We start from the raw sequence: 22,748 nt of genomic DNA on the forward strand, positions 1-22,748 counted from the left end.
CTATTTTCCATATCCTTTCATTTCATAAACAACACCGTTGTGTTCCCGGCTGTCTTCTGCCGCCAGTGCCATCAAATGACTCTCGATGGATTCTGATGCGGCGCTTACGCTTTTTGCAGTTCCGCCTCCTGCCACCAGTTCCACAAAGTCTTTCATCATGGAGACATCGCTTCCGCTGTGTCCACCTTTTGGTACTTTTACCTTGATCTTTGTTGTATTTCCAGACGCAAAATCTTCCACAATGATTTCATTTTCTTCCATGTTTCCGCGAATCTGTCCTTTTGTTCCCATCAGATTGATGATCCGCTCGCATTTATTGGTAAACGCACACATTGTCATACTTGCTGTCACACCATTGTCAAACTCCAGATTTACTACCTGATGATCTACCACATCGTTGTCACAGTGGTAAACACACCTTCCATATGGTCCGTCTTTCAATGCATCCAGCAGAGATTTTTTATCCGTCTGAAGACTTACCACTTTTGCAAATGTTCCGCCTTTTTCCTCTAAATCCTCCAGATAGAATCGAGGTGCAAAATACGGACATTCATCCCGGTGTACACATCCGTCCAGACAGTGAGCCGGAGCATCTTCTGGTGCATTTTCTTCTTTAAAATGCATCAGATTTCCGAAACTTGTAAGTCTTGTACAGGACGCACCTACGAGCCATAATAAGATGTCCATATCATGACAGCACTTCTGCAGGATCATCGGACTGCTTAAGGACTTGTTTCTCCAGTTACCACGTACAAAGCTGTGTGCCATATGCCAGTATCCCACACTCTCAATATGCTGGATATCAACAAGCTGACCGATCGCCCCTTCATCCAGAAGCCGTTTCAGCTCTCTGAAAAATGGAGAATAACGCAGCACGTGGCAAATACTGATCACCTTGTCATAATTCTTTGCGATCTCCCCGATCTCGATCAGTTCAGATTTTACAGGTGAGATCGGTTTTTCACATAAAATGTGATAGCCTTTTTCCACGGCCAGCTTCAATGCCTCATAATGCATCTGATCCTGTGTACAGATCAGAACACAGTCCGCCATTTTCGGACGGTTCAAAAGCTCCATGTCCGATTCCACAGCGTTTTGAGGTGCAATATCATGAAGCTTTGCAAACTCTTCCCGTCGATCCGCTCTTGGTTCCGCTACTGCTACAAATTTCAATTCATTGGGATAATCCAGGGCATAAGAGGCATAAGCCTCTGCCCCTCTCTGTCCGGCTCCCAAAAGAATGGCTGTTACTTGTTTCATGTTTTTTCTCTCCTTTTAGCCTTTTACTGCCCCACCAGACAGTGCTTCAATAAAGTACTTGCTGAAACAGCAGAACAAGATCACCGGCGGAAGCAGAATTACAACGATTGCGGAAAACATTCCGTTGTAGTTCGTAGAAAATGCATTCTGGAACTGTGCCAGAATCGCCGGAACAGTCTTCAGTTCTTTTGTTGTCAGTACCATAGATGCCCAGTAGTATTCATTCCAGTAATTCATAAACGCCAGCATTGCTGCTGTCAGGATTCCCGGACGTGCGATCGGCAGCATGATCTTGAAAAATGTCTGTGTATAACCGCAGCCGTCAATACGCGCTGCTTCTTCCAGCTCTACCGGTATCGTCAGGAAATAGTTTTTGATGACCATAAAGCTGACTGCGATACCGCTGCATGTATAGATTAAAATCAATCCTGCATGCGTATCGTTGATTCCCATACTGTTGATCAGATTATAAACCGGGAATGTCATCGCTGTCGGTGGAATAAACAATGTAGACATCAACATGACGCTGACCACCGATTTAAATTTAAAGTTCATTCTTGCCACAACATACGCTGACATGGAAATCATGATGATACTTAATACGACAGAAATACCTGCCACTTTAAAACTGTTAAAGAAGTATCTCATAATATGCATGTCCCGGAATACTCCGATATATCCATCAAAACAAAGTGCACTTGGCAGAGTAAATCCCGGCTCTGCCAGAGGATCTGCCTTCAACGAGGAAATTGCCACCCAAATAACCGGAAACAGGGAGATGAAACATACCAGAATCATCACAACATACGAAACGATCTTTCCAAAAGTCCCCACTCCATGGACCGCTTCATTTTCTTTGCCTTTTCTCTGTCTGCTCATCATCTTCTGCCTCCTTTCTGTTTTCTCTCACGAAACAGCATGTTAATGATCAGGATCAATACCAGACCTCCCAGGATCTGAATCGCACCGATCGCATTTGCACGTGCGTACTGTGCTCTTGGACTGACAACTGCCAGTTCACGAATCAGGAAGCTGATACTCTTTGTTCCTGCTGCTCCGTTCGTCAGGAAATAAACTTCATTATACAACAGGAATCCTGCGGATACGGAGAGAATACTGATTGTCTTTATTGTATCTTTAATCAATGGAAGAACGATACAACGATCCAGTGTCCATCCTTTGGCTCCATCCAAAAGTGCCGCCTCACGAACCTCTTCCGGTATTGCAGAAATCTGTCCCAGAACCATGATCATGTTTGTTCCTGCAAAGAAGATGTATGCGCAGGTCAAAGCGATCATATTTACCTTTGGTATAAACAGTACGTTGTCCTGGAAATTCGGCACAAAAACACGGATAATTTCATTGATAATACCATACTTCGGATTGTACAGCTGTAAGAAGATCAATCCCATTGCTGCCGAAGAAATAATATTCGGTATCACGTAAATATTTCTTGTCAGCTTCCATCCTCTGCATTTCTTGGAGATTACCAGCGCCACTCCTGTCGCGATCGGAACCTGGATTACAAGTCCGCACAATGCCCAGATACAGGAATTTCTAAGTCCTTCCCAGAAATACGGATATTTCTCAAAAATATATTTATAGTTGTCAAACAGATGTCCAAAGGAATACATCTGCATATCATTCAAATTCGTGTAGTCCCATTTTGCAAAGGAACTGATGACCACCGTTGCGATCGGATATAAATAAAACACACAAAAGCAGACCAGAGTCGGTAAAAGAAAGAAGAGAATAAACGCATTCTTTCTCAACTTTTGTTTTTTTCCGGTTATTTCCATTTTGCTACCTCCTACTCTGGAAAATTTCATAGAGAAGGAAGCTGCTCCTTAAATACCTCCTGCAAAGAGCAGCTTCCATGATTTACAATTAACCGATCAGACCGATCAGTTCACTCTTTAATTCTTCAAATTTTGCATTTACATCAGTTCCGGAAACGGTAGATTCGATCAGTTTGTTACCGATCGCATTTGCAATATCTGTTCCCCATGTAGAATCGATTGTTGCAATCACATATTCTGCATCATTTGCCTGAGAACATGCCTCTGCAAGAAGTTTTGTTTTCTCGTCAGATCCTTCTGCCAGTGCATTCAGATCCAGTGTTGTTGTACATGGGTTTGCACCTACTTCTTTGAAGATCTTTGTCTGTACTTCATCACTTGTCATATATTTTACAAATTCCAGTGCCAGTTCTTTTTCTGCATCACTCATATCATTTGCTGCTGTGATTCCGCCGCTTGCAGAAGATAAGGAAACGCTTCCCGGGAAGATTGCCGGTTTAAAGTTTGTAGTATCTTCAAATCCGCCTGCTGCCCATACTCCGTTGAAGAACACTGCAGACTGTCCTTTGTTGAAGTCTGCTGCCCAGTCGTTTGCACCGTCATCGGCATTGCTGCTGGCATTGGAAGATCCGTTTTTCTGATCCATATTTGCCACCTGTTTGAATGCTTCTTCAAACTCTTTGGATTCGATTGCTTCTTCTGTCAGAGGCTCTCCTACGATTTTTCTTCCATTTTCGGACATACCGAGGATTGCGTTAAAGCATCTTGTAGATCCCTGACCGGCACCATATGCATACACATCTCCGCCTGCGGAACGTACTTTTTCCATTGCTCCTTCAAAATCGCTCCAGTTCTTCCATGTATCCGGTGTTGTTGCTCCTGCGTCTTTTAACACCTTGTCATTGTACCAGTATCCCAGTGTCAGAAGCTGATCGTGAACCGTATAAATCTTTCCATCCACGTCGTTCTGTGTATAGTTGATTCCAACGTTGTCTTTGATCCCTTCTTCATCTATGTATGGTTTCATGTCAAGGAGCAAATCCTGACTGATCGCTGCCAGTGATACAGACCGTCCTGCCAGATCCACCATATCCGGATAGCTTCCGCCTGCCACTTTATTTTCTACCACACTGTCGATATCCTCTGTCGGAATTGCTTTAAATTCCACTTCTCCATCTGCATGCTCTTTTGCAAACTCGTCATAGATATCGCGCATAACCTGTGCAGGTGCCCATTCGCTTGCATCCTGATAATATCCATGATAAAACTCCAATACCTTGTCATCAGATGCTTCTGTTTTCTTTTTGCCGTCATCTGTTTTCTCAGAGTCACCGGATTTCCCACATCCGGAAACGACTACTGTTGCCGCCATAGTTGTAGCCAAAATCAGGCTGATGATTCTTTTCTTTTTCATTACTAAATCCTCCTTCGATTTCCTGTTGAATTTAGAATATCATGATCATCAGCCTGACTCTATGGATAGAATTGACACTTTCTTGCATTATTTCTGGTTTTTCCGTGTCAATTTCCTGTTTTTTGTAATATATTTATGATTCTGCCGTTTTCTTGTAATTTATTTACCTCTGTTTTGTCATATTTATGAAAAGCGCCATACCATTTTCATGATATGACGCTGCAACTATTGATATAAATTTGTACAAAACTGCTCTTCATCCAAAGTCCCGTTAAGAACTTCCATAATCTGGTTCCGAAAGTTTTCCAGCTGATCTGCCGTCCAGAGATTGTCCGGCACCTCAATGATACGGTCTGCTCCACGAATTGCTTCCACAGCATTGCACATCCTCGGAATCTGCTCCTTATATTCTTCCAGATGTATCTTTGGGCTGGACGGCATTTGTCCGGTTTCCAGAAGAATCCGCTTCTGTACCTTTTCGCTGAGCATATACTTTAAAAATTCAACACTGGCATCCATTGTCTCTTGATTCCCGGTATTGCCTACAATATATCCCAGACATACGGAAGAACTGGCGATCGTGCTGCCATTCTTTCCCGGAAACGGTGCATAGCAGGCATCGATTTTTTCATCGATCAGCTTACTTGCCCACACTCCATTGATATACATGGCTGTATTTCCACTGTTGAACATACTTCCTTCGTCCCTGTATCCATAATTTTTGTCTGTACTGTCCCCATATTGTCTGATCTGCTTCATTGTCTCTAAAACCGGAAAAAGTTCTTTTGCACTTAGCATCATCGAATGATTTTCCACTGCGTCCTGTGCTTCTTTGGAAGTGTCCAAAAGCAGGGCATCTGCCAGATAAGCACTGTTTTCTTTCGTAATCTGTACCGGGATCACCGATTTTCCTTCATTCTGTGACCAGCTCTGTATCTTCTCACAAGCCTCCAGAAACTCATCCCAGGTCTCCGGTACCGATTCAATCCCCGCTTTTTCAAAAATATCCGCGTTATACCAGTATCCCCCTCCAAGCAACAGTACATCTGACAGGGTATACAGCTTCCCGTCCTTCTGCCAGTAGGAAATGATCTCCGGCGCTACAGAGTCTGCAAATTCCTGATCTTTCTCCAGATAAGGCATAAGGTCTGCCGCTTTGTTTTTTTCTTCCATAAAGCGGTACACCGAATCTTTTCCGTAGCCTCCTGTAAAAATCAGATCCGGAACCTCTCCAACAGAAAGCATGTTTTTTGTCTTTTTGATCACCTCATCCGATGAAGTCATGGACATCAGATTCAGCTTGATCTCCGGGTGCTCTTTTTCAAAATCCTTATAAATCTGCCGCATTCTGACATGCTCCGATTCCATGGAGCCCCAACCATGTATCAGCGTAATCTCTGTCTGCTCCGCGCTCTCCTTACTGCAGCCTCCGAGCAGACAGGCCGTCATAAGAAGCAGTAAAACCCACGTTCCTTTTCTCATAGATTTCTTCCTCCGGACTGCTCGTATTCCTTTGGCGGACATCCTGCATATTTCTTAAACACCTTTGAAAAATATGCCGTATCCTCAAAACCGGTCAATGCTGCGATCTCATAGATTTTCTTGTCTCCTCTTAAAAGCAGTTCTTTGGCTTTTTCCACACGAAGAGAATTAATCGTATCAAACAGGTTCTCTCCTGCCTTCAATTTGTAAAACCGACTCAGATAACTGGAGCTGACATGGACTGCCTCCGCAATATCCGCCAGTGTCAGGCGCTCTGTATAATGGTTCCGGATATAGGTCTGAACACGCTTTAACAATGTATCTGTCCCATCTCCCTCTTCTGCATTCTGCGGCACGATCAAAATCTGCTCTGCACTTCTTCCCTTGGCGTAGGCCTTTGTCTGTTCATAGAGCAAGGAAGAATCATCTCCCTGCTGATAGGCCCGGCTGCACAAAATCTGCGGCGTCTCTCCAAGAAAGTTTTTACAAAAGGCTTTCATTTTCTCACAACAGCTGAAGATTTCCTCTGTCCGTTCACTGTCATTGACTGTAAGCACCAGTCCTTCTTCCTCCGTTCCGGATGAAAGAGCGCGGTATTCAAACGAATGAAAGGCATGCAGAAAGAATTTTCTCACCTTTTCACCCTGACGCACCGGTGTTACCAGGAGCATCCGATACCAGGTCATATTTTTACTCTCCAGCCGCTGTTTGATATTTGCAATGGCTGCCGGAATTTCTTCCAGAGCTGCTGTTTTTACAATATAATCACTCACCTGGTACTGAATTGCCTTTCGTGCATACTGAAAATCCGCATACGCAGTCAGAAAGATCACAGACGTCCGGATATGATTTTTATAAATGTATTCCGCAACTTCCATGCCGTCCATCAGCGGCATTTTTATATCAATGATCGCAATATCCGGCGGACAGCTGCGGATCTGTTCCAACAGATCCTGACCATTCTCCGCAACATAGATCAGCTCGCATCCAAGCTCCTCCCAGGGAATCAGCTTTTCCAACCCTTCCCGGATATATGGTTCATCATCTGCAATCATCACTCTCCACATGACTTTCTTCCCCCTTTTTCCAACGGCAGACACATCGTTACACAAGTACCCGCACCCGGTGTACTCTCAATCTTCATCGATGCTTCTTCACCGTATATCGTATGAAGCATCTGCTGTGTATTGGTAAGACCGATGTGCGTATGCTTCTCATCTTCCACCGCCTGCCCTTTGTTCTTCTTCTGCTCTTCCACATCAAATCCGACTCCGTCATCTTTGATCTGAATCCGCAGCTTCCCATTTTCTTCTTTTGCTTCCACCCTGATATGACCGCTTCCCGGTTTCGGTTCGAGACCGTGTGAAACAGCGTTTTCCACCAATGGTTCCACACTCAGCCGCGGAATTCTGGCATTTTTCACTTCTTCACTGCAAAGTATATCATATGTAATCTTTCCTGCAAACCGCTCTCCCTGTAAAAGCAGATAAAACTCGATCAACTCCATCTCCTGAAATAACGGGATTTCAATCTCTCCGTTCCGGAAAATCTTTCCCTGAATCAGTCTGGAAAATGCGCTCAAAAGCTTTTGCAGTTCTTTGTTTCCCTGCAATCCTGCTTTCATACTGAGCATGGATAAAATGTTAAACATGAAATGCGGATTGATCTGAGACTGCAAATATTTTACCTGAGCCTGTGTAGCAAGAAGCTGTTTTTCATAGACTTCCGTGATCAGATTTTTGATCTGCCCGGTCATCTCATTAAACCGTGTGCTGATCTCATCAAACTCTCTTGTATCAAATTCCCGCATCTGCGCATCCAGTCTGCCGTTTCCAAATTTCCGGATATCTTCTCCGATAAACTTCAGCGGACGTGTCATTCTCATGGATACCGCAAATACGACAATCGCCGTGATTCCGATCACGATTAGAAAAATCACTGCAAAAGGCTGTACGGTGGAACGAATCGAGGCATAGATCAGATTCTTGGGAAGTGCCATCCTCAGTTCAATCCCAAATCCGGTTTTCCCTCCATAAAAGAGAGTCATCTGATTTCCGATCTTTTCCTCACTGCTTCCCAAATCCTGAATTTCCAGCATCTGTTTTGCCTGTTCTTTTCCCTTTTCATTTGCAAACAGAATCTGTCCTTTTTCTCCTGTGATCAGCCAGCTGCTTTCCGGATATTCTTTTGTTTTGGAAAACAACGTATCCACCGCACTTTTTCCAAGGGAAATAATGCAGCAGCCGGACTCCTCCATCTCCTCATTGTATACACGCATACATACATACGCGCGTTCATCATGTGTCATATACCAGTATTCATTGCTGCTTTTCAAAAAACTGGAATTGATTTCTTTATAAATTTGATTCTGAAGCTCCATATTTTCCACTGTCTCCGGGTAGAAACGACTGCTCACCCATTCTCCGTTTTCATTAAACAGATAGATGCAGTCGATAAACGGAGAGGCGGAATCAACCATATTCATTTCCGAAAACAAATCGGTACTGTTTGCAAACTGCTCCCTTGCTTCTTGCTCATTGTACGCTTCTCCCGCGATAAAATGTTTCAGCACATTATTATGCCGCAGAGAAATCACCATATTTTCCATATTTTTGATTCTTGTATCAAACTGCCCGCTTGTATTCTCGAGATAAAATTCCAGGTCAGAACGAGCCTGTCTCGAAAAATGAAAAACGGACAACACCATCTGTGCGATTCCAAGAATCAATGTCGAAATAATACAGGCCGACAAAGTCAGAAAGATCAGCTTTGTACGAAAACTTGGTTTTTTCTTCCCTTTCTTCATAAACCACCTCACTGCTGCGCCCGAAAATACTCCATACCAAATAAAATATCTCGATCCACCTGTGTTTTTAACTCCTCCAGAGATGCAAATCTGCTCTCCGGTCTCTCAAACGCACAGAATTCAATCTCCACATATTTTCCGTATGCATCTCCCTTATAATCAAATACATACACCTCTGTCAAAATCCGTTTTGCATCCGTTACCGTCGGTTTGATCCCCAGATTGCCGATTCCGCAATACCAGGTTCCATCCATTTTTACTCTGCATGCATATACGCCAAACCGGGGGGCTGCTTTTTCGGGCTTCCATGCGACATTCAAAGTGGGAAATCCCAGCGTTCTCCCGAGCTTTTGTCCATGCTCTACAACGCCCTCTGTACGGTATCGGTATCCCAAAAGCTTTTCTGCAAGTTCCACATTGCCGACTTTCAGCGCCTCTCTGATATAGGTACTGCTGATTTCCCTTTTTCGATACACTGCCTTTTCTACAATCTCCAGCTCATATCCATAGCGCTTTGCATACTGTTTCAGCATACAGATATCTCCTCGCTTCTGATGACCAAAATGAAAATCTGTTCCCACTGCAATGTATGCGGCATGCAGTTGTTCAATCAGGATCTTTTCAATAAATTCCTCTGCTTCCATCTCACGGATTGCCTCAGTAAACGGACAGATGATCAGCGTATCTACACATCCTTCCAGATATGCTTTCTTTTCCTCGCCTGTCATCAATGCTTCTTTCCCCATATCAAATGCAAAAACAACACTTTCCGCTTTTTCCTGATCCGCAAATCTTTGAATCCGGCTGATCAGTTCCTGATGTCCTCGGTGAAGACCGTCAAACTTTCCGAGTGTGACAGCTGTCCTGTTTTCTGTCTGATATTTGCTTAAGTCTGTTACGTACTGCATAATCATCCTCTTATTTCTTCCTGATCCAGAAACATCTTTTCCACAGTAAGTTTTTTCCTGTTTTTATCAAAACAGAAGATACCGATAAAATGATTTTCCAGATCGTATACACGTATCCATTCCTGATTTTTTCTTTCTTCCATATCTGTTACAAAGCGGATTGGAATCTCATTTCCGTTATACGCAAGCGCCTGCCCCTCTTTTTTTACCGTCACGGCAGGATATTGGAAAAACACTGCATCCAGAGGGGTTATAATCTCTGAAAGCTTTCCTTCCTCTCTTTTTTTCTGTATTTCTGAAAGCTTCAGACTGCTCTCAATCTCAAAACGGCTCACCTTTGTACGAAGAAGCGACTCCATACATCCAAAGCAACCCAGCTTTTCACCGATATCGTGACACAATGTCCGGATATAGGTTCCCTTGGAACAGGAAACCTCCATCCTCACACGCGGCAGTGCCATTTCCAGGATCCGGATCTCTTTGATTTCAACTTTGCGGCTTTTGCGCTCGATCGTCTTCCCTTCCCGTGCCAGCTCATACAGCTTTTTGCCGTTTACTTTCAGTGCAGAATACATGGGCGGTATCTGATCATATTCCCCCACAAAACTCATCACACAGTCTTTTACCTGCTCCTGCGTGAGTCCTTCTGTCTCTCCCACTCTCAGCACAGTTCCTGAAATATCCTGGGTATCGGTCTCTTTTCCAAGCAACAGGACCGCCTCGTATGTTTTATCCTTTTCCGTGAGCATATCACATACCTTTGTTGCTCTTCCCAGACAAACAGGAAGCACGCCTTCCGCATCCGGGTCCAGCGTGCCTGTATGTCCGATCTTCTTCTGCCCCACAATTCCACGCAGCTTTGCCACTACATCATGGGATGTGTATCCTTTTTCTTTGTATACGTTCAGAATTCCATTTACCATAACAATTCCTGTCTTTCTCTTCTATGCCTCTTTTAGCTGCAATGTAATCTGTCTAAGCAGATTGTTGATCACATCGTGCGCAGAACCTTTCATTGTAACCCCTGCTGCACGCACATGACCGCCTCCACCAAAATACTGAGCAATACTGCTTACATTGACTTTGCCCTTGGAACGCAGACTGACCTTATACTCCCGGGTGTCCGTCTCATGCAGAAAAATCGCCACTTCCACACCTTTTGTCTGCCGAAGCTGAGCCACGATTCCCTCCAGATCGCTTGGAACTGCCTCGAAAAATTCCATCTCTTTTCTGGATACAACAGAAACGACCACCTGTTTTTCTAAAACCAGCATGCTTTCTAAAAGCGCTCTCCCTAAGATCTGATTCTGGATATAGGTCTTCTCAAAATAAGTTTTTTCGATAATCTCACTGCCGTCAATTCCTTTTCTAAGCAACTGTGCGGCTGCCTCCATCGTCTCCGGAGAGGTACAGGAGTACTGAAATACTCCCGTATCATGTGCGATTCCCATATACAGTGCTTCCGCACATGCCTTACTGATCTTCTCATCTTCCAGAAGTGTATAAACCAGCTCTGATGTAGAACTTGCCTCCGGGCGAATGTAATTTAACTCTGCAAATGCATCATTGCTCACATGATGATCGATACAAACCGTATGTGCAGCCTGTCGAAGTAACGGTGCAAACGGTCCGAGCCGCTGTTCGTCCCCACAGTCCAGACAGATAAACAGATCATATGCCGTCTCTTCTGAAAGTGTATGTCTGATTTCCTCTGTACGCGAGATTATGGAAAAGGATGCCGGTATCTTTTCCAGATACAGATCAACTTCTATTTCCGGAAACTGCTCTGTAAGATACAGGTACAATCCCATCGACGATCCTACACAGTCTCCGTCCGGCCGAACATGACCGGAGAGCGCGATCCGCTTCTTTCCCTTCAAAATATCAGATAATACAATTTTCATGCTTATTTATTCATCCTCACTTTTCAAATCTTTGGTCAGATCATTGATTTTTTTCGTCATATTGACACCGTATTCAATGGACTGATCCATGATAAACCGGATCTCCGGTGTATTGCGCATGTTGATCGTTCTTGCCAGTTCACGCCGGATATATCCTTCTGCACTCTGAAGTCCTGTGATCGTATCTTCCTGGGCTTTCTTATCTCCCAGCACGCTGATGTATGCCTTACATGTCTTCAGATCAGGTGCTACTTCCACCGCTACCACGGAAGTCATCGGCGCCACTCTCGGGTCCTTGATGCCTCCGCGTAGGATGTTGCTCAGTTCTCTTTGGACTTCAGTATTGATTCTTGTGTTTTTAATACTGTTTTTCCTCATAACTGCTCCTTATTTTCTTTCTATTTCTACCATCTTGTATGCTTCTACAAGATCGCCTTCTTTGATATCATTATAGTTTTCAAATACGAAACCGCACTCGTATCCGGCTCTGACTTCTTTCACATCATCCTTGAATCGTTTCAGAGATGCCAGAGGTCCGTCAAAGATCACAATGCCGTCACGTGTCAGACGAACAGAACAATTTCGTTCAAAAGTACCGTCCTGTACATAAGAACCTGCAATCGTTCCCACTCCGGATGCCTTAAATGTCTGACGTACTTCTGCGTGTCCCAGTACCTTCTCTTCAAATACCGGATCCAGCATACCTTTCATTGCCGCTTCCACATCTTCAATCGCATTGTAGATGACTCTGTAAAGTCTTAAGTCAACGCCTTCACGGTCTGCAATCTCCTTCGCTGTCGCATCCGGACGCACGTTAAATCCGATGATGATCGCATTGGAAGCAGATGCCAGAATCACGTCGGATTCATTGATCGCACCAACTCCGCCGTGAATGATCTTGATCACAACTTCTTCATTTGACAATTTGATCAGACTCTGTTTGATTGCTTCCACAGAACCCTGTACATCTGCTTTCACTACGATGTTGAGTTCTTTTAAGTTTCCTTCCTGAATCTGATTGAACAGATCATCCAGAGACATCTTGGATTTTGTCTCTTCAAGCATCTTCACTCTGTGCTGTGAAATAAATGTCTCTGCAAAGTTTCTTGCTTCTTTTTCTGACTCGCATCCCACAAAGACTTCTCCTGCCTGCGGAACCTCATTCAATCCGAGGATTTCTACCGGCTGGGACGGACCTGCTTCTTTTACACGTCTTCCCCTGTCATCCATCATGGCTCTTACTTTTCCGTGTGCGGATCCTGCTGCAATGGCATCTCCCACACGAAGGGTACCTTTCTGTACGAGCACTGTCGCAACAGAACCTTTTCCTTTATCCAGCTCTGCCTCGATCACAAGTCCTCTTGCCACACGGTTCGGATTTGCTTTGAGCTCCATCACTTCTGCTGTCAGAAGAACCATCTCGAGAAGCTCCTGAATTCCTTCTTTTGTATGCGCGGATACCGGTACGAAAATCGTGCTTCCGCCCCAGTCTTCCGGAATCAGTTCATACTCTGTCAGTTCCTGTTTTACACGCTCAATATTTGCACTTGGCTTATCGATCTTATTGATCGCTACGATAATTTCAATTCCCGCTGCTTTGGCATGGTTGATCGCCTCGATCGTCTGCGGCATCACACCGTCATCTGCTGCAACTACAAGAATCGCAATATCTGTAGAATTTGCTCCTCTCATACGCATTGCAGTAAACGCCTCATGTCCCGGTGTATCCAGGAATGTGATCTTTTCTCCGTTGATCTCTACTACAGAAGCACCGATGTGCTGTGTGATTCCACCTGCCTCGCGGTCTGTCACACTGGTATCACGGATCGCATCCAACAGAGAAGTCTTTCCATGGTCAACGTGTCCCATAACACATACAACAGGAGGACGTTTTACCATAGTAGCTTCATCTTCTTCATCTTCTTTGAGAAGCTCTTCAATGACATCTACAACTTCTTCTTTTTCACAAAGGATCTCAAATTCCATTGCGATTTCTTCTGCTGTCTCAAAATCAATTTCCTGATTCACTGTTACGATCTTGCCCTGCATGAACAGTTTCTTTACGATCACAGACGGTACCACTTTCATCTTGTCTGCCAGTTCCTGAATTGTCAGTACTTCCGGGATTGTGATCTGTTTGATTTCCTCTTCCTTTTTCACTTCCGGCTTTGGCTGTGGTCTCTGCACTTCTACTGTCGGCTTCTGCTTTCTGCCTTTTTTGCCCTTGCTTTCAAATCCTTCTTCTCTGTTTTCTTTTTTCTTGTAATCTTTTTCTTTATCTTTTGCTTTATTGCGCTGCGGTTTCTGCTGCTCTACCAATGGCGACGGAATTGAATTTCTGTCGTTTCTGTCATTTCTGTCGTTTCTTCTGGAATCCGGACGCTGACCATTTTTTGCCCCCTCGTCCTGGCGACGGTTTCCTCTCTGACCGTTTGGAGCAGAAGACGGACGCTGCCCGTTTCTTCCATCTGCCGGACGATTCTGACGGAAACCGCCTCTCTGTCCCTCTTCCGGACGTCGGTTTCCTGCCGGGCGTCCTTCCTGTGGTCTTCTGTTCTCTCTCTCTCCATTTGCCTGCGTCCCTCTCGCCGGACGATCCTGACGGGATCCATTCTGACCGGAAGCCGGACGCTGTCCGTTTCTTCCGCCTGCCGGACGATCCTGACGGGATGTTCCCTGTGTGTTCTGTCCATTTCCCGGACGGGATCCTCCCGGGCGGCGGTTTCCGCTCTTCGAATTCTGTGGGCGGAATACCTGTACGATATTTTTCTTTTTCGGAGCATCTTCCGATGTTCCTTTTCCTGCGTGCCCGCTGCGCAGTTCTGCTACGACCTCATCCGGAATGGAGCTCATGGAAGTTTTCGCCTCCACATTCTTTTTCTCCAGAATCTCCATCAGGTCTTTATTTTCCATCCCCAGCTCTTTTGCCAGTTCATGCACTCTTAATTTCGTCATACTCAAACTACCTCCTCTATGCAATCGTATTATTTTTTATTTCCAGTTGTTTTCGAATTCCTTTTGCAAATCCTTCGTCCAATATCGCCAGAGATGCACGGAACTCTTTTCCCATTGCATGCCCTAAGGTATCTTTATCTCCGTAAAAATAAATTGGAACCTCATAAAACTTACACATATCCCGGAATTTCTTTTTGGTGTTATCCGATGCATCTTCCGCTACGATCACCAGTGCAGCTTTCCCGGATTTTGTCTCATTTTCTGTCATGAATTCACCACTGGCACATTTTCCTGCCTTTGTGGCCAGCCCGATCAGGGACAGCACTCTATCTTGCTTCAAATTGTTCCATCTCCTTTTCCAGCCGTTCATATACTTCTTTTGGAATTGCCTGCTTAAACGAACGTTCCAGCCCTTTATTTTTTGCCGCCTTTGCAAAACACTCACTTGAAAGACAGACATAAGCACCCCGTCCGTTTTTTCTGCCGGTCGTATCCAATACAAATTCATCGTCTTCTGTCCGCAGAACTCTGAGCAGTTCCTTTTTGGCTTTCATTTCTCCACATCCGACACATTTGCGCATCGGAATTTTCTTTTTACCGTTCAAATACCTCACCTCTCAAAAGAGTTTATTCTTCCTCTGCCTCTACAAACTCAATCTCTTCGTATGCATCTGCATCTTCCGGATATCCGTCTGTATAGTTGACAGTTTCCTCATAATCCTCTGCATATCCGTCTTCTTCCATCATGTTCATCTGATCCATGTAATCCTCCGGGAGTTCTCCGGACTCGATCGCCTGTGTCTCGCTCTTAATGTCGATCTTATATCCTGTCAGACGCGCTGCCAGCCTTGCATTCTGACCTTCTTTTCCGATTGCAAGAGACAACTGGTAATCCGGCACAATAACACTTGCCACTTTTTCATCCGGATCTGCCATAACAGAGATCACCTTTGCAGGACTTAAGGCATTCTCGATCAGAAGAGCCGGGTTATCACTCCAGTTGATGATGTCGATCTTTTCTCCTCTGAGCTCTTCCACAACCGCATTGACTCTGGCACCGTTCATTCCGACACATGCTCCGACCGGATCTACATTCTCATCATTTGACCATACAGCCATCTTTGTACGGGATCCTGCCTCACGGGCAATGCTCTTGATTTCAACGGTTCCGTCCTTCACCTCTGCAACTTCTGCTTCAAACAGACGTTTCACCAGTTCCGGATGTGTACGGGAAACCAGGATCTTTGGTCCCTTCGGAGTGTTCTTCACTTCTACAATGTACAATTTAATGCGGTCTGTCGGTTTAAACACTTCTCCTTTGACCTGCTCATTTTCTGTGAGCATGGCATCTGCTTTACCCAGATTGACACTGATATTTTTGCCAACATAACGCTGCACAATACCTGTTACAATGTCTTTCTCTTTTTCAAAATACTGATCGTATACTACTTTTCTTTCTTCCTCGCGGATCTTCTGAAGAATCAGGTTTTTCGCATTCATTGTTGCAATACGTCCAAACTCTTTGGACTGTACCGGAACCTGACAAACATCTCCGATCTGCAGTGCAGAATCAATCTCTTCCGCATCTTCCAGTGTGATCTCGATTGCCGGATCAAACACTTCCTCAACTACTTCTTTTTCTGCGTAAACAGCATAATCACAGGTCTCTCTGTTCATGATCACCTTGATGTTATCCGATGTCCCGAAGTGGTTTTTGCAGGCACTGATGAGAGAGTTTTCAATCGCATCCATCATGGTATCTCTGCTGATGTTCTTCTCTTTTTCAAGAATTGTCAAAGCTTCCATTAATTCTGTGTTCATTGTTTCATTTCCTCCTAATTTAAAAATCCAACGCTAAACGGATAAGTGCAATTTCACTTTTTTCAAATGTCTGTGTACTGTCATCTTCATATGAGATCGTCACTGTGTTCTGATCAAATTCTTTCAGAATTCCAACAAATTCTTTCTGTCTGTTAATCGCACGGTACGTACGGATCTCCACTTCCTGTCCCACGCTTCTGATAAAATCTTTTTCTTTCTTCAAAGGTCTTCCAAGCCCTGGAGAGCTCACCTCAAAAATATAGGAATCTTCGATGTAGTCTTTCTCATCCAGAATGTCTGAAAATCTTCTGCTTACCACTTCGCAGTCATCCACTGTGATCCCTCCCGGCTTGTCGATATATGCTCTCAGATACCAGTTTCCTGCTTCTTTTACATATTCTACATCTACCAGCTCGAATCCCTGTTCTGCTACGATCGGCTCTAAAAGTTCTTCTGTCTGTTTTTCATATTCTTCTCTTCTTGACACGTCAAACTTCCTTTCTATCTCACTTTTTTATTTTCCAGTATCGTTATCTTCTCCCGCATGACCGCATGATATGTAAAAAGCCCTATCATACAAAGAAGAGTGAACTTTCGTTCACTCTTCTGCCGGATTGATTATGTAACTATAGACAGTATAGCACCATTATCTGGTGAAAGCAAGGGATAAATCAAATTTATGTTCTTTTTATGTTACTGTTCATACCAATCCCCACCTATCCATGCGCAATCGTCGTGCTTGCGCACTCCAGTGTCGCACTTCGTGCTAGATTGCTTATGTATTGGTGGTGACTGGTTCCACCGGATGTTAAATATAGATTCTTTCCCTTACATGCAAGCATGACGGTTCAGAACCTATATTTAACATCCGGTGTGAACAGTAACTTTTTTATCATTTCCTCTGCTTCGTCCCGACACCGTCTCTCTTAGCCAGTTTCAGACGGTTCAAGGTCACTTCTTTTTCTCCATATTTCACTTTTGTATCTGTTCCCTCTTCAAACAGATGGATCTGCTCCAGCTCATCCGTTTTCTGAAGCTTGATTCCGCGCACGCCGACTGCACCTTTTTTCTTTTCCGGAATCTCTGCTGTCAGAAATCTTAAGAAATATCCATCTCTTGTCTGCAGCACAATATTCTGATTCTCCTGAACCATCCCAACATGGATCAGTGCATCCTCTTCCTGGAGCTTGGTTGCTGCAATGGTTCGTTTTGCCACCTGGAACTCACTGCCGTCTACTCGCTTGATCATTCCTTGCTTTGTGGCAAACAAAAGCTTCTCAAACGCGATCTGCTGTGCGTCACAGATCGTCACAATCTGTTCTTCACTGCTGCTGTAATTGCTCACATTGTCAATCGGAACGCCTTTATCCCGGAATCTTCCATATGGCAGATCCATCACTTTGATCTGATGCATTTTTCCGGTATCCGTAAACAGACAGATTTTTCCGGTATTCAGACAATTTACAACATATTTATTCTCACTGTCTGCCGCCTCTTTGTTTCGCTCATACACACTCACATCCACTGTTTTCGCATACCCGAAGCGATCCATCAAAAAGATCACTTCCTGCTCTTCTACTTTCTTTTCTTCAAACACTGCCGCCTCTGCATTTTCAATCGCAGTACGGCGCTTTCTTCCATACTCTTTTTTAAATGCATCCAGCTCTTCCATGATCAGCGTTGCCATGGAATCATAATGATTCAAAATATCTTCATAGCGGGCAATATTTTTCAGCGTTGTCTCGTGTTCTTTCTGCAGCGCTTCAATTTCCAGACCAATCAGTTTATACAACCGCATTTCCAGAATTGCAGATGCCTGTCTTTCCGTAAAACGGAGCATAGCCGCCATCTTTTTCGAAATCTGAGATTTAAACTTGATGTTCTCTGTGATTCCCTGCGTCAGACATGCTTTGGCATCTTTGACAGACTTGCTTCCCCGCAGAATCTCAATGATCAGATCGATCACGTCACAGGCTTTGATCAAACCTTCCTGCACTTCTTTTTTATCCAGTTCTTTTGCGAGAAGCGTTTTGTATTTTCTCGTGGTCAGCTCAAACTGAAAATCCACATGATGCTCAATGATCGCCTTTAATCCCAGCGTTTCCGGCCTTCCGTTTGCCACGGCCAGCATATTGACTCCGAATGTATCCTCCAGACGCGTCTTTTTGTAGAGCATATTTTTCAGATTTTCCACATCCGCGCCTTTTTTCAGTTCCAGTACGATCCGGATTCCTTCTTTGGAAGACTGGTTGGAAATATCCACGATATCTGTTGTCTTTTTTGTTTCTACAAGATTGCAGACGTCATTCAAAAACTTTCCGATTCCGGCTCCGATCATGGTATATGGAATTTCTGTAATGACAAGCTGTTTTTTACCGCCTTTTAAATCTTCTACTTCTACCTTTCCGCGGATCTTGATCTTCCCCTGTCCGGTCTCATAGATTTCAGGAAGATCATCTTTATTGACCACAATACCGCCTGTCGGAAAATCCGGTCCTTTGATGTATTTCATCAGCTGTTTTGTCGTAATGGCGTCATTTTTCATATAAGCCTTTACCGCATCAATGACTTCTCCCAGATTGTGTGTCGGGATACTCGTTGCCATTCCGACTGCGATTCCTTCCGCTCCATTGATAAGAAGATTCGGAACCCGCACCGGAAGTACCAGAGGTTCTTTTTCTGTCTCATCAAAGTTCGGTCCGAAATCAATGATATCCTTGTCCAGATCCGCAAGGTATGCCTCCTGAGTAAACTTGGTCAGACGTGCTTCTGTATAACGCATGGCAGCTGCTCCGTCGCCTTCGATGGAACCAAAATTTCCATGTCCGTCCACCAGCACCATTCCCTTTTTGAATTCCTGTGCCATAACCACTAAAGACTCATAAATGGAACTATCACCATGAGGATGATATTTACCCATCGTATCTCCCACGATACGGGCACATTTCCGGTATGGCTTGTCATAGCGGATCCCTAATTCATACATATCGTAAAGTGTCCGTCTCTGTACCGGTTTCAGTCCGTCTCTCACATCCGGAAGGGCACGGGATATGATGACACTCATCGCATAATCAATATAGGACTTGCGCATCACATCCGAGTATTCTGTTCTGATTATCTGTGATTCACTGCTCATATCTTTTCTCCTCTAAGCCTGAACTTCTGCTATATATCCAGTTCTGCCTCTGTTGCATTTTCGTAAATAAACGCCCTTCTCGGCGGGACTTCCGTACCCATCAGCATCTCCGTCACACCGGAGGCCATTCTGGCATCCTCGATCTCTACCAGCTTCAAAATCCGGGTTTCCGGATTCAGCGTCGTTTCCCAAAGCTGATCTGCATCCATCTCTCCAAGACCTTTGTATCTCTGAAGAGTAAATCCACCGTCATGTGTCCTCCGGTACTTTTCCAGAGCTTTGTCATCATACAGGTACTCTTCCTCTCCTTTTTTCGGCATCACTTTATAAAGCGGCGGCATTGCAATATAGACATGCCCCTCGTAGATCAATTCCGGCATGAACCGGTAGAATAGCGTCAGAAGCAATGTCGAAATATGGGCTCCATCCACATCCGCATCTGCCATAATGATGATCTTGTCATAGCGAAGCTTTGTAATGTCAAAATCATTGCCGTATCCTTCGGAAAATCCACATCCAAATGCATTGATCATGGTCTTGATCTCTGCGTTGGCAAGCACCTTGTCAATGCTGGCCTTCTCCACATTCAGGATCTTTCCTCTGATCGGCAGGATTGCCTGGTAGTTCCGGTTTCTGGCTGTCTTTGCCGAACCGCCCGCAGAATCTCCCTCTACGATAAAAATCTCACATTTTTTTGCATCCCGGCTCTCACAGTTTGCCAGTTTCCCATTGCTGTCAAACGAATATTTCTGCTTTGTCAGAAGATTCGTCTTCGCCTTTTCCTCCGTCTTTCGGATCTTTGCAGCCTTCTCCGCACAGGACAATACTTTTTTCAGCGTCTCTACGTTCCGGTCAAAATACAGAACAATCTCATCTCCGGTCACTTTTCCGGTGGCTTTTGCTGCATCCGGGTTGTCCAGCTTTGTCTTGGTCTGCCCTTCAAACCGCGGATCCGGATGCTTGATGGAAATAATCGCGGTCATCCCGTTTCGGATATCTGCTCCTGTAAAATTCGAATCCTTCTCTTTTAAAATACCAAGCTCTCTGGCATATTGATTCATGACCGTCGTAAATGTTGTCTTAAATCCGGTCAGATGGGTTCCCCCTTCTGCATTGTAAATATTGTTGCAAAATCCCAGCACGTTCTCATGGAACTCATTGACATACTGAAATGCCGCTTCGACTTCGATTCCTTCTGCTGTTCCCTTGAAGTAGATCGGATCGTGAAGCACTTCCTTTTTCTGATTCAGATCCCGGATAAATCCCAGAATTCCATCCGGTTCATGATATTCAATATGTTCCTGCGAATCCGGACGTTTGTCATCAAATACAATCGTCAGCTCGGGATTGAGATAAGCAGTTTCATGAAGACGACTTTTCACTTCCTCTGCCCGGAATTTTGTCTTCTCAAAAATCGTATCGTCCGGTAAAAAATTGACCTTGGTTCCGGTCTTTCTTGTCTTTCCGATGGTTGGAAGCAGTCCATCCTCCAACTCCACCACTGGAACTCCGCGCTCATAGCGGTCGTGGTGAATATATCCCTCTCTGCTGATCTGCACATCCATATAAACGGACAGCGCATTGACAACCGAAGAACCAACACCGTGCAGTCCTCCGCTCGTCTTATAGGCACTATCGTCAAATTTTCCGCCTGCATGCAATGTCGTATATACAAGACGTGCCGCAGAGATTCCTTTCTGATGCATCCCCACCGGAACGCCTCGTCCGTCATCCTCCACCGTAGCAGAACCGTCCTTTTCCAGTGTCACATGAATATTTTTACAAAATCCCGCCAGATGCTCATCCACTGCATTGTCCACAATCTCATAGATCAGATGGTTGAGTCCTTTTGTCGAGACACTTCCAATATACATTCCAGGTCTTTTGCGTACAGCCTCCAACCCTTCCAGAACAGAAATACTGTCCGCATCATATGTATTGCTTTTTCCCATATTTTCTCTCCTAATACAAACTTCTTCCATTTGTCGCTAACGTTCAGAATATCATGTTTTCCTTCTTTTTTCAAACACTTTTTTCGAAAGTACGTTCTTATCCGATCACCTGACACAACGTCTCCGCCAGTACTTCCATGGCGTTTTTCATCTCCTGCACCGTATTGGTCTGGGCCCCTGCCTCGATCAGAAGAGATTTTGGAAGCAGATGCAGATTATAGCGGTAAGCACGCAGATAAATGTGTCTGGCAAATCCGGGAAACATCCTCTCAGATGCCAGTTCCATCTGAAGAGAAAAGGCAAGATTATCCTGAATGTACGGATTTGGCAGATAGGTGATATCTCCGTTTGCCCGTGTTCTGCTCAGTCCGTTAAAATACATGATCTTCGCTGTCGGCTTTCCATTCACCTCGGTCACAAGATGTGTCCCCTCTGCCACACCATCTCTGTGCAGATCAATGGCTACCTCAATGGTCGGATTTGCTTCCAGAATCGGGCGCACACCTGCCTCTGCATACTCATACGCGTTGCTTCTGTCCAGCTGTCCGTTGATGATGTCATAGACACCTTTATCATGAATTGTTTCAATTCCTTTCTGATTCAAAAGTTCTGTCAGATAATCCCCGATTCCTACAATACTGGTAGAGGGGTCACCGGGAATGGAATCTGCAAATTCTTCCTGGGAATGGGTGTGAAAAATTAAAATTTTCGGCCCCTTCTGCTTCCGGTCGATCTTCATGCTCCTTCCAAGAAGATCATCTGCATTCAACTGCTCCGGTCCGATCATCGTAGAACTGTCTACCGTATAAAAATTGCTCAAAAGATAGTCAAAGTCCCGCAGTCTTTCAATCGACATATCGATGGAAGATTTGTTCTCCCCCAGATTTGCCGGCACTTCCGCAGTCTTGCTCTCTCCCACCAGATTCCCATCTGCATCCACAACGCTTTCATCGTTGGCCTGCTTCTCCAGTATTTTCGCCAGCGTCTCCTCATCCTCCACTTCCTGCTCCAGATTCTCCCTGTCAGAAACATATTTTACCAAAGGCAGCCAGGAAAGTGCTTTTTCCCGAAACCAGTCTTTCGAACTTCTGGTCTCATCCGCTCTCTGATAGGCCACCCCGGGCATGTACATCTTTTCCGTATACTCCTGTAACACCTGCCTGCTTTCATATCTGAATGCCCTCCAAAATTCTTTTCCTCCGATCAGGGCCGCCAGAAGCACAAGCACTGCCATCAGCATCCATGCCCGGCTTTGTTCTCTCTTCATATCCACACCAGTCCTTTGCACGATTTCTGCCAACACACCTGGGG

The 22,748-nt window shown here is 44.7% G+C and carries 19 protein-coding genes; all 19 read right to left on the reverse strand.

What is annotated here, in order from left to right; all coding sequences use genetic code 11:
- Entirely contained in the window at positions 1 to 1,260 is a 1,260-nt protein-coding gene (locus FXV78_RS16715) for a Gfo/Idh/MocA family protein (protein WP_004844768.1), read from the reverse strand.
- Positions 1,261 to 1,275: 15 nt separating this feature from the next.
- Entirely contained in the window at positions 1,276 to 2,142 is an 867-nt protein-coding gene (locus tag FXV78_RS16720) for a carbohydrate ABC transporter permease (protein ID WP_004844767.1), read from the reverse strand.
- Positions 2,139 to 3,059, reverse strand: a complete 921-nt coding sequence (locus FXV78_RS16725) for a carbohydrate ABC transporter permease (protein ID WP_039960200.1) — start codon at positions 3,057 to 3,059, stop codon at positions 2,139 to 2,141. Before FXV78_RS16725 ends, FXV78_RS16720 begins: the two co-directional genes overlap by 4 nt.
- An 88-nt stretch (positions 3,060 to 3,147) precedes the next feature.
- Positions 3,148 to 4,473, reverse strand: a complete 1,326-nt coding sequence (locus tag FXV78_RS16730) for an ABC transporter substrate-binding protein (RefSeq protein ID WP_004844765.1) — start codon at positions 4,471 to 4,473, stop codon at positions 3,148 to 3,150.
- Positions 4,474 to 4,698: 225 nt separating this feature from the next.
- A complete protein-coding gene (locus tag FXV78_RS16735; protein WP_004844764.1) occupies positions 4,699 to 5,955 on the reverse strand; it encodes an ABC transporter substrate-binding protein in 1,257 nt (418 codons plus the stop codon).
- Positions 5,952 to 7,022 (reverse strand): response regulator transcription factor, encoded by a 1,071-nt coding sequence (locus FXV78_RS16740; protein ID WP_039960197.1) that lies wholly within the window; start codon positions 7,020 to 7,022, stop codon positions 5,952 to 5,954. The genes FXV78_RS16735 and FXV78_RS16740 overlap by 4 nt, the downstream gene beginning before the upstream one ends.
- Complete coding sequence (locus FXV78_RS16745; RefSeq protein ID WP_004844762.1) at positions 7,010 to 8,761, reverse strand: cache domain-containing sensor histidine kinase; 1,752 nt, start codon at positions 8,759 to 8,761, stop codon at positions 7,010 to 7,012. The genes FXV78_RS16740 and FXV78_RS16745 overlap by 13 nt, the downstream gene beginning before the upstream one ends.
- Positions 8,762 to 8,769: 8 nt before the next feature.
- Positions 8,770 to 9,669 carry a bifunctional riboflavin kinase/FAD synthetase gene (locus FXV78_RS16750; protein ID WP_009244308.1) on the reverse strand — a complete coding sequence of 300 codons (900 nt, stop codon included), beginning with the start codon at positions 9,667 to 9,669 and terminating at the stop codon, positions 8,770 to 8,772.
- A 2-nt stretch (positions 9,670 to 9,671) separates the two neighbouring features.
- Positions 9,672 to 10,592, reverse strand: coding sequence for a tRNA pseudouridine(55) synthase TruB (gene truB, locus FXV78_RS16755; RefSeq protein WP_004844760.1), 921 nt, complete (start codon positions 10,590 to 10,592; stop codon positions 9,672 to 9,674).
- A gap of 21 nt (positions 10,593 to 10,613) precedes the next feature.
- Positions 10,614 to 11,573 (reverse strand): DHH family phosphoesterase, encoded by a 960-nt coding sequence (locus FXV78_RS16760; RefSeq protein WP_004844759.1) that lies wholly within the window; start codon positions 11,571 to 11,573, stop codon positions 10,614 to 10,616.
- 6 nt (positions 11,574 to 11,579) lie between these two features.
- The gene (gene rbfA / locus FXV78_RS16765) at positions 11,580 to 11,951 is read right to left on the reverse strand and encodes a 30S ribosome-binding factor RbfA (protein WP_004844758.1); all 372 of its coding nucleotides are present in this window, start codon (positions 11,949 to 11,951) and stop codon (positions 11,580 to 11,582) included.
- Positions 11,952 to 11,960: 9 nt separating this feature from the next.
- Entirely contained in the window at positions 11,961 to 14,528 is a 2,568-nt protein-coding gene (gene infB, locus FXV78_RS16770; RefSeq protein WP_004844757.1) for a translation initiation factor IF-2, read from the reverse strand.
- Positions 14,529 to 14,544: 16 nt separating this feature from the next.
- A complete protein-coding gene (locus FXV78_RS16775) occupies positions 14,545 to 14,868 on the reverse strand; it encodes a L7Ae/L30e/S12e/Gadd45 family ribosomal protein (RefSeq protein WP_004844756.1) in 324 nt (107 codons plus the stop codon).
- Positions 14,855 to 15,109: an RNase P modulator RnpM gene (gene rnpM, locus FXV78_RS16780; RefSeq protein WP_039960204.1), complete on the reverse strand. Its 255-nt coding sequence runs from the start codon at positions 15,107 to 15,109 to the stop codon at positions 14,855 to 14,857. The genes FXV78_RS16775 and rnpM overlap by 14 nt, the downstream gene beginning before the upstream one ends.
- Before the next feature lie 46 nt (positions 15,110 to 15,155).
- Positions 15,156 to 16,349: a transcription termination factor NusA gene (gene nusA, locus FXV78_RS16785; protein ID WP_004844754.1), complete on the reverse strand. Its 1,194-nt coding sequence runs from the start codon at positions 16,347 to 16,349 to the stop codon at positions 15,156 to 15,158.
- Between the two features lie 19 nt (positions 16,350 to 16,368).
- Positions 16,369 to 16,836, reverse strand: a complete 468-nt coding sequence (gene rimP / locus FXV78_RS16790) for a ribosome maturation factor RimP (RefSeq protein WP_004844753.1) — start codon at positions 16,834 to 16,836, stop codon at positions 16,369 to 16,371.
- 405 nt (positions 16,837 to 17,241) lie between these two features.
- A complete protein-coding gene (locus FXV78_RS16795) occupies positions 17,242 to 19,485 on the reverse strand; it encodes a DNA gyrase/topoisomerase IV subunit A (RefSeq protein WP_004844752.1) in 2,244 nt (747 codons plus the stop codon).
- A gap of 29 nt (positions 19,486 to 19,514) precedes the next feature.
- A complete protein-coding gene (locus FXV78_RS16800) occupies positions 19,515 to 21,437 on the reverse strand; it encodes a DNA gyrase/topoisomerase IV subunit B (protein WP_009244315.1) in 1,923 nt (640 codons plus the stop codon).
- A gap of 97 nt (positions 21,438 to 21,534) precedes the next feature.
- The gene (locus tag FXV78_RS16805) at positions 21,535 to 22,704 is read right to left on the reverse strand and encodes a stage II sporulation protein P (RefSeq protein WP_039960202.1); all 1,170 of its coding nucleotides are present in this window, start codon (positions 22,702 to 22,704) and stop codon (positions 21,535 to 21,537) included.
- Positions 22,705 to 22,748 lie beyond the last annotated feature (44 nt).

It is taken from the genome of Mediterraneibacter gnavus ATCC 29149 (genome assembly GCF_008121495.1).
Classification (GTDB): Bacteria; Bacillota; Clostridia; order Lachnospirales; family Lachnospiraceae; genus Mediterraneibacter; species Mediterraneibacter gnavus.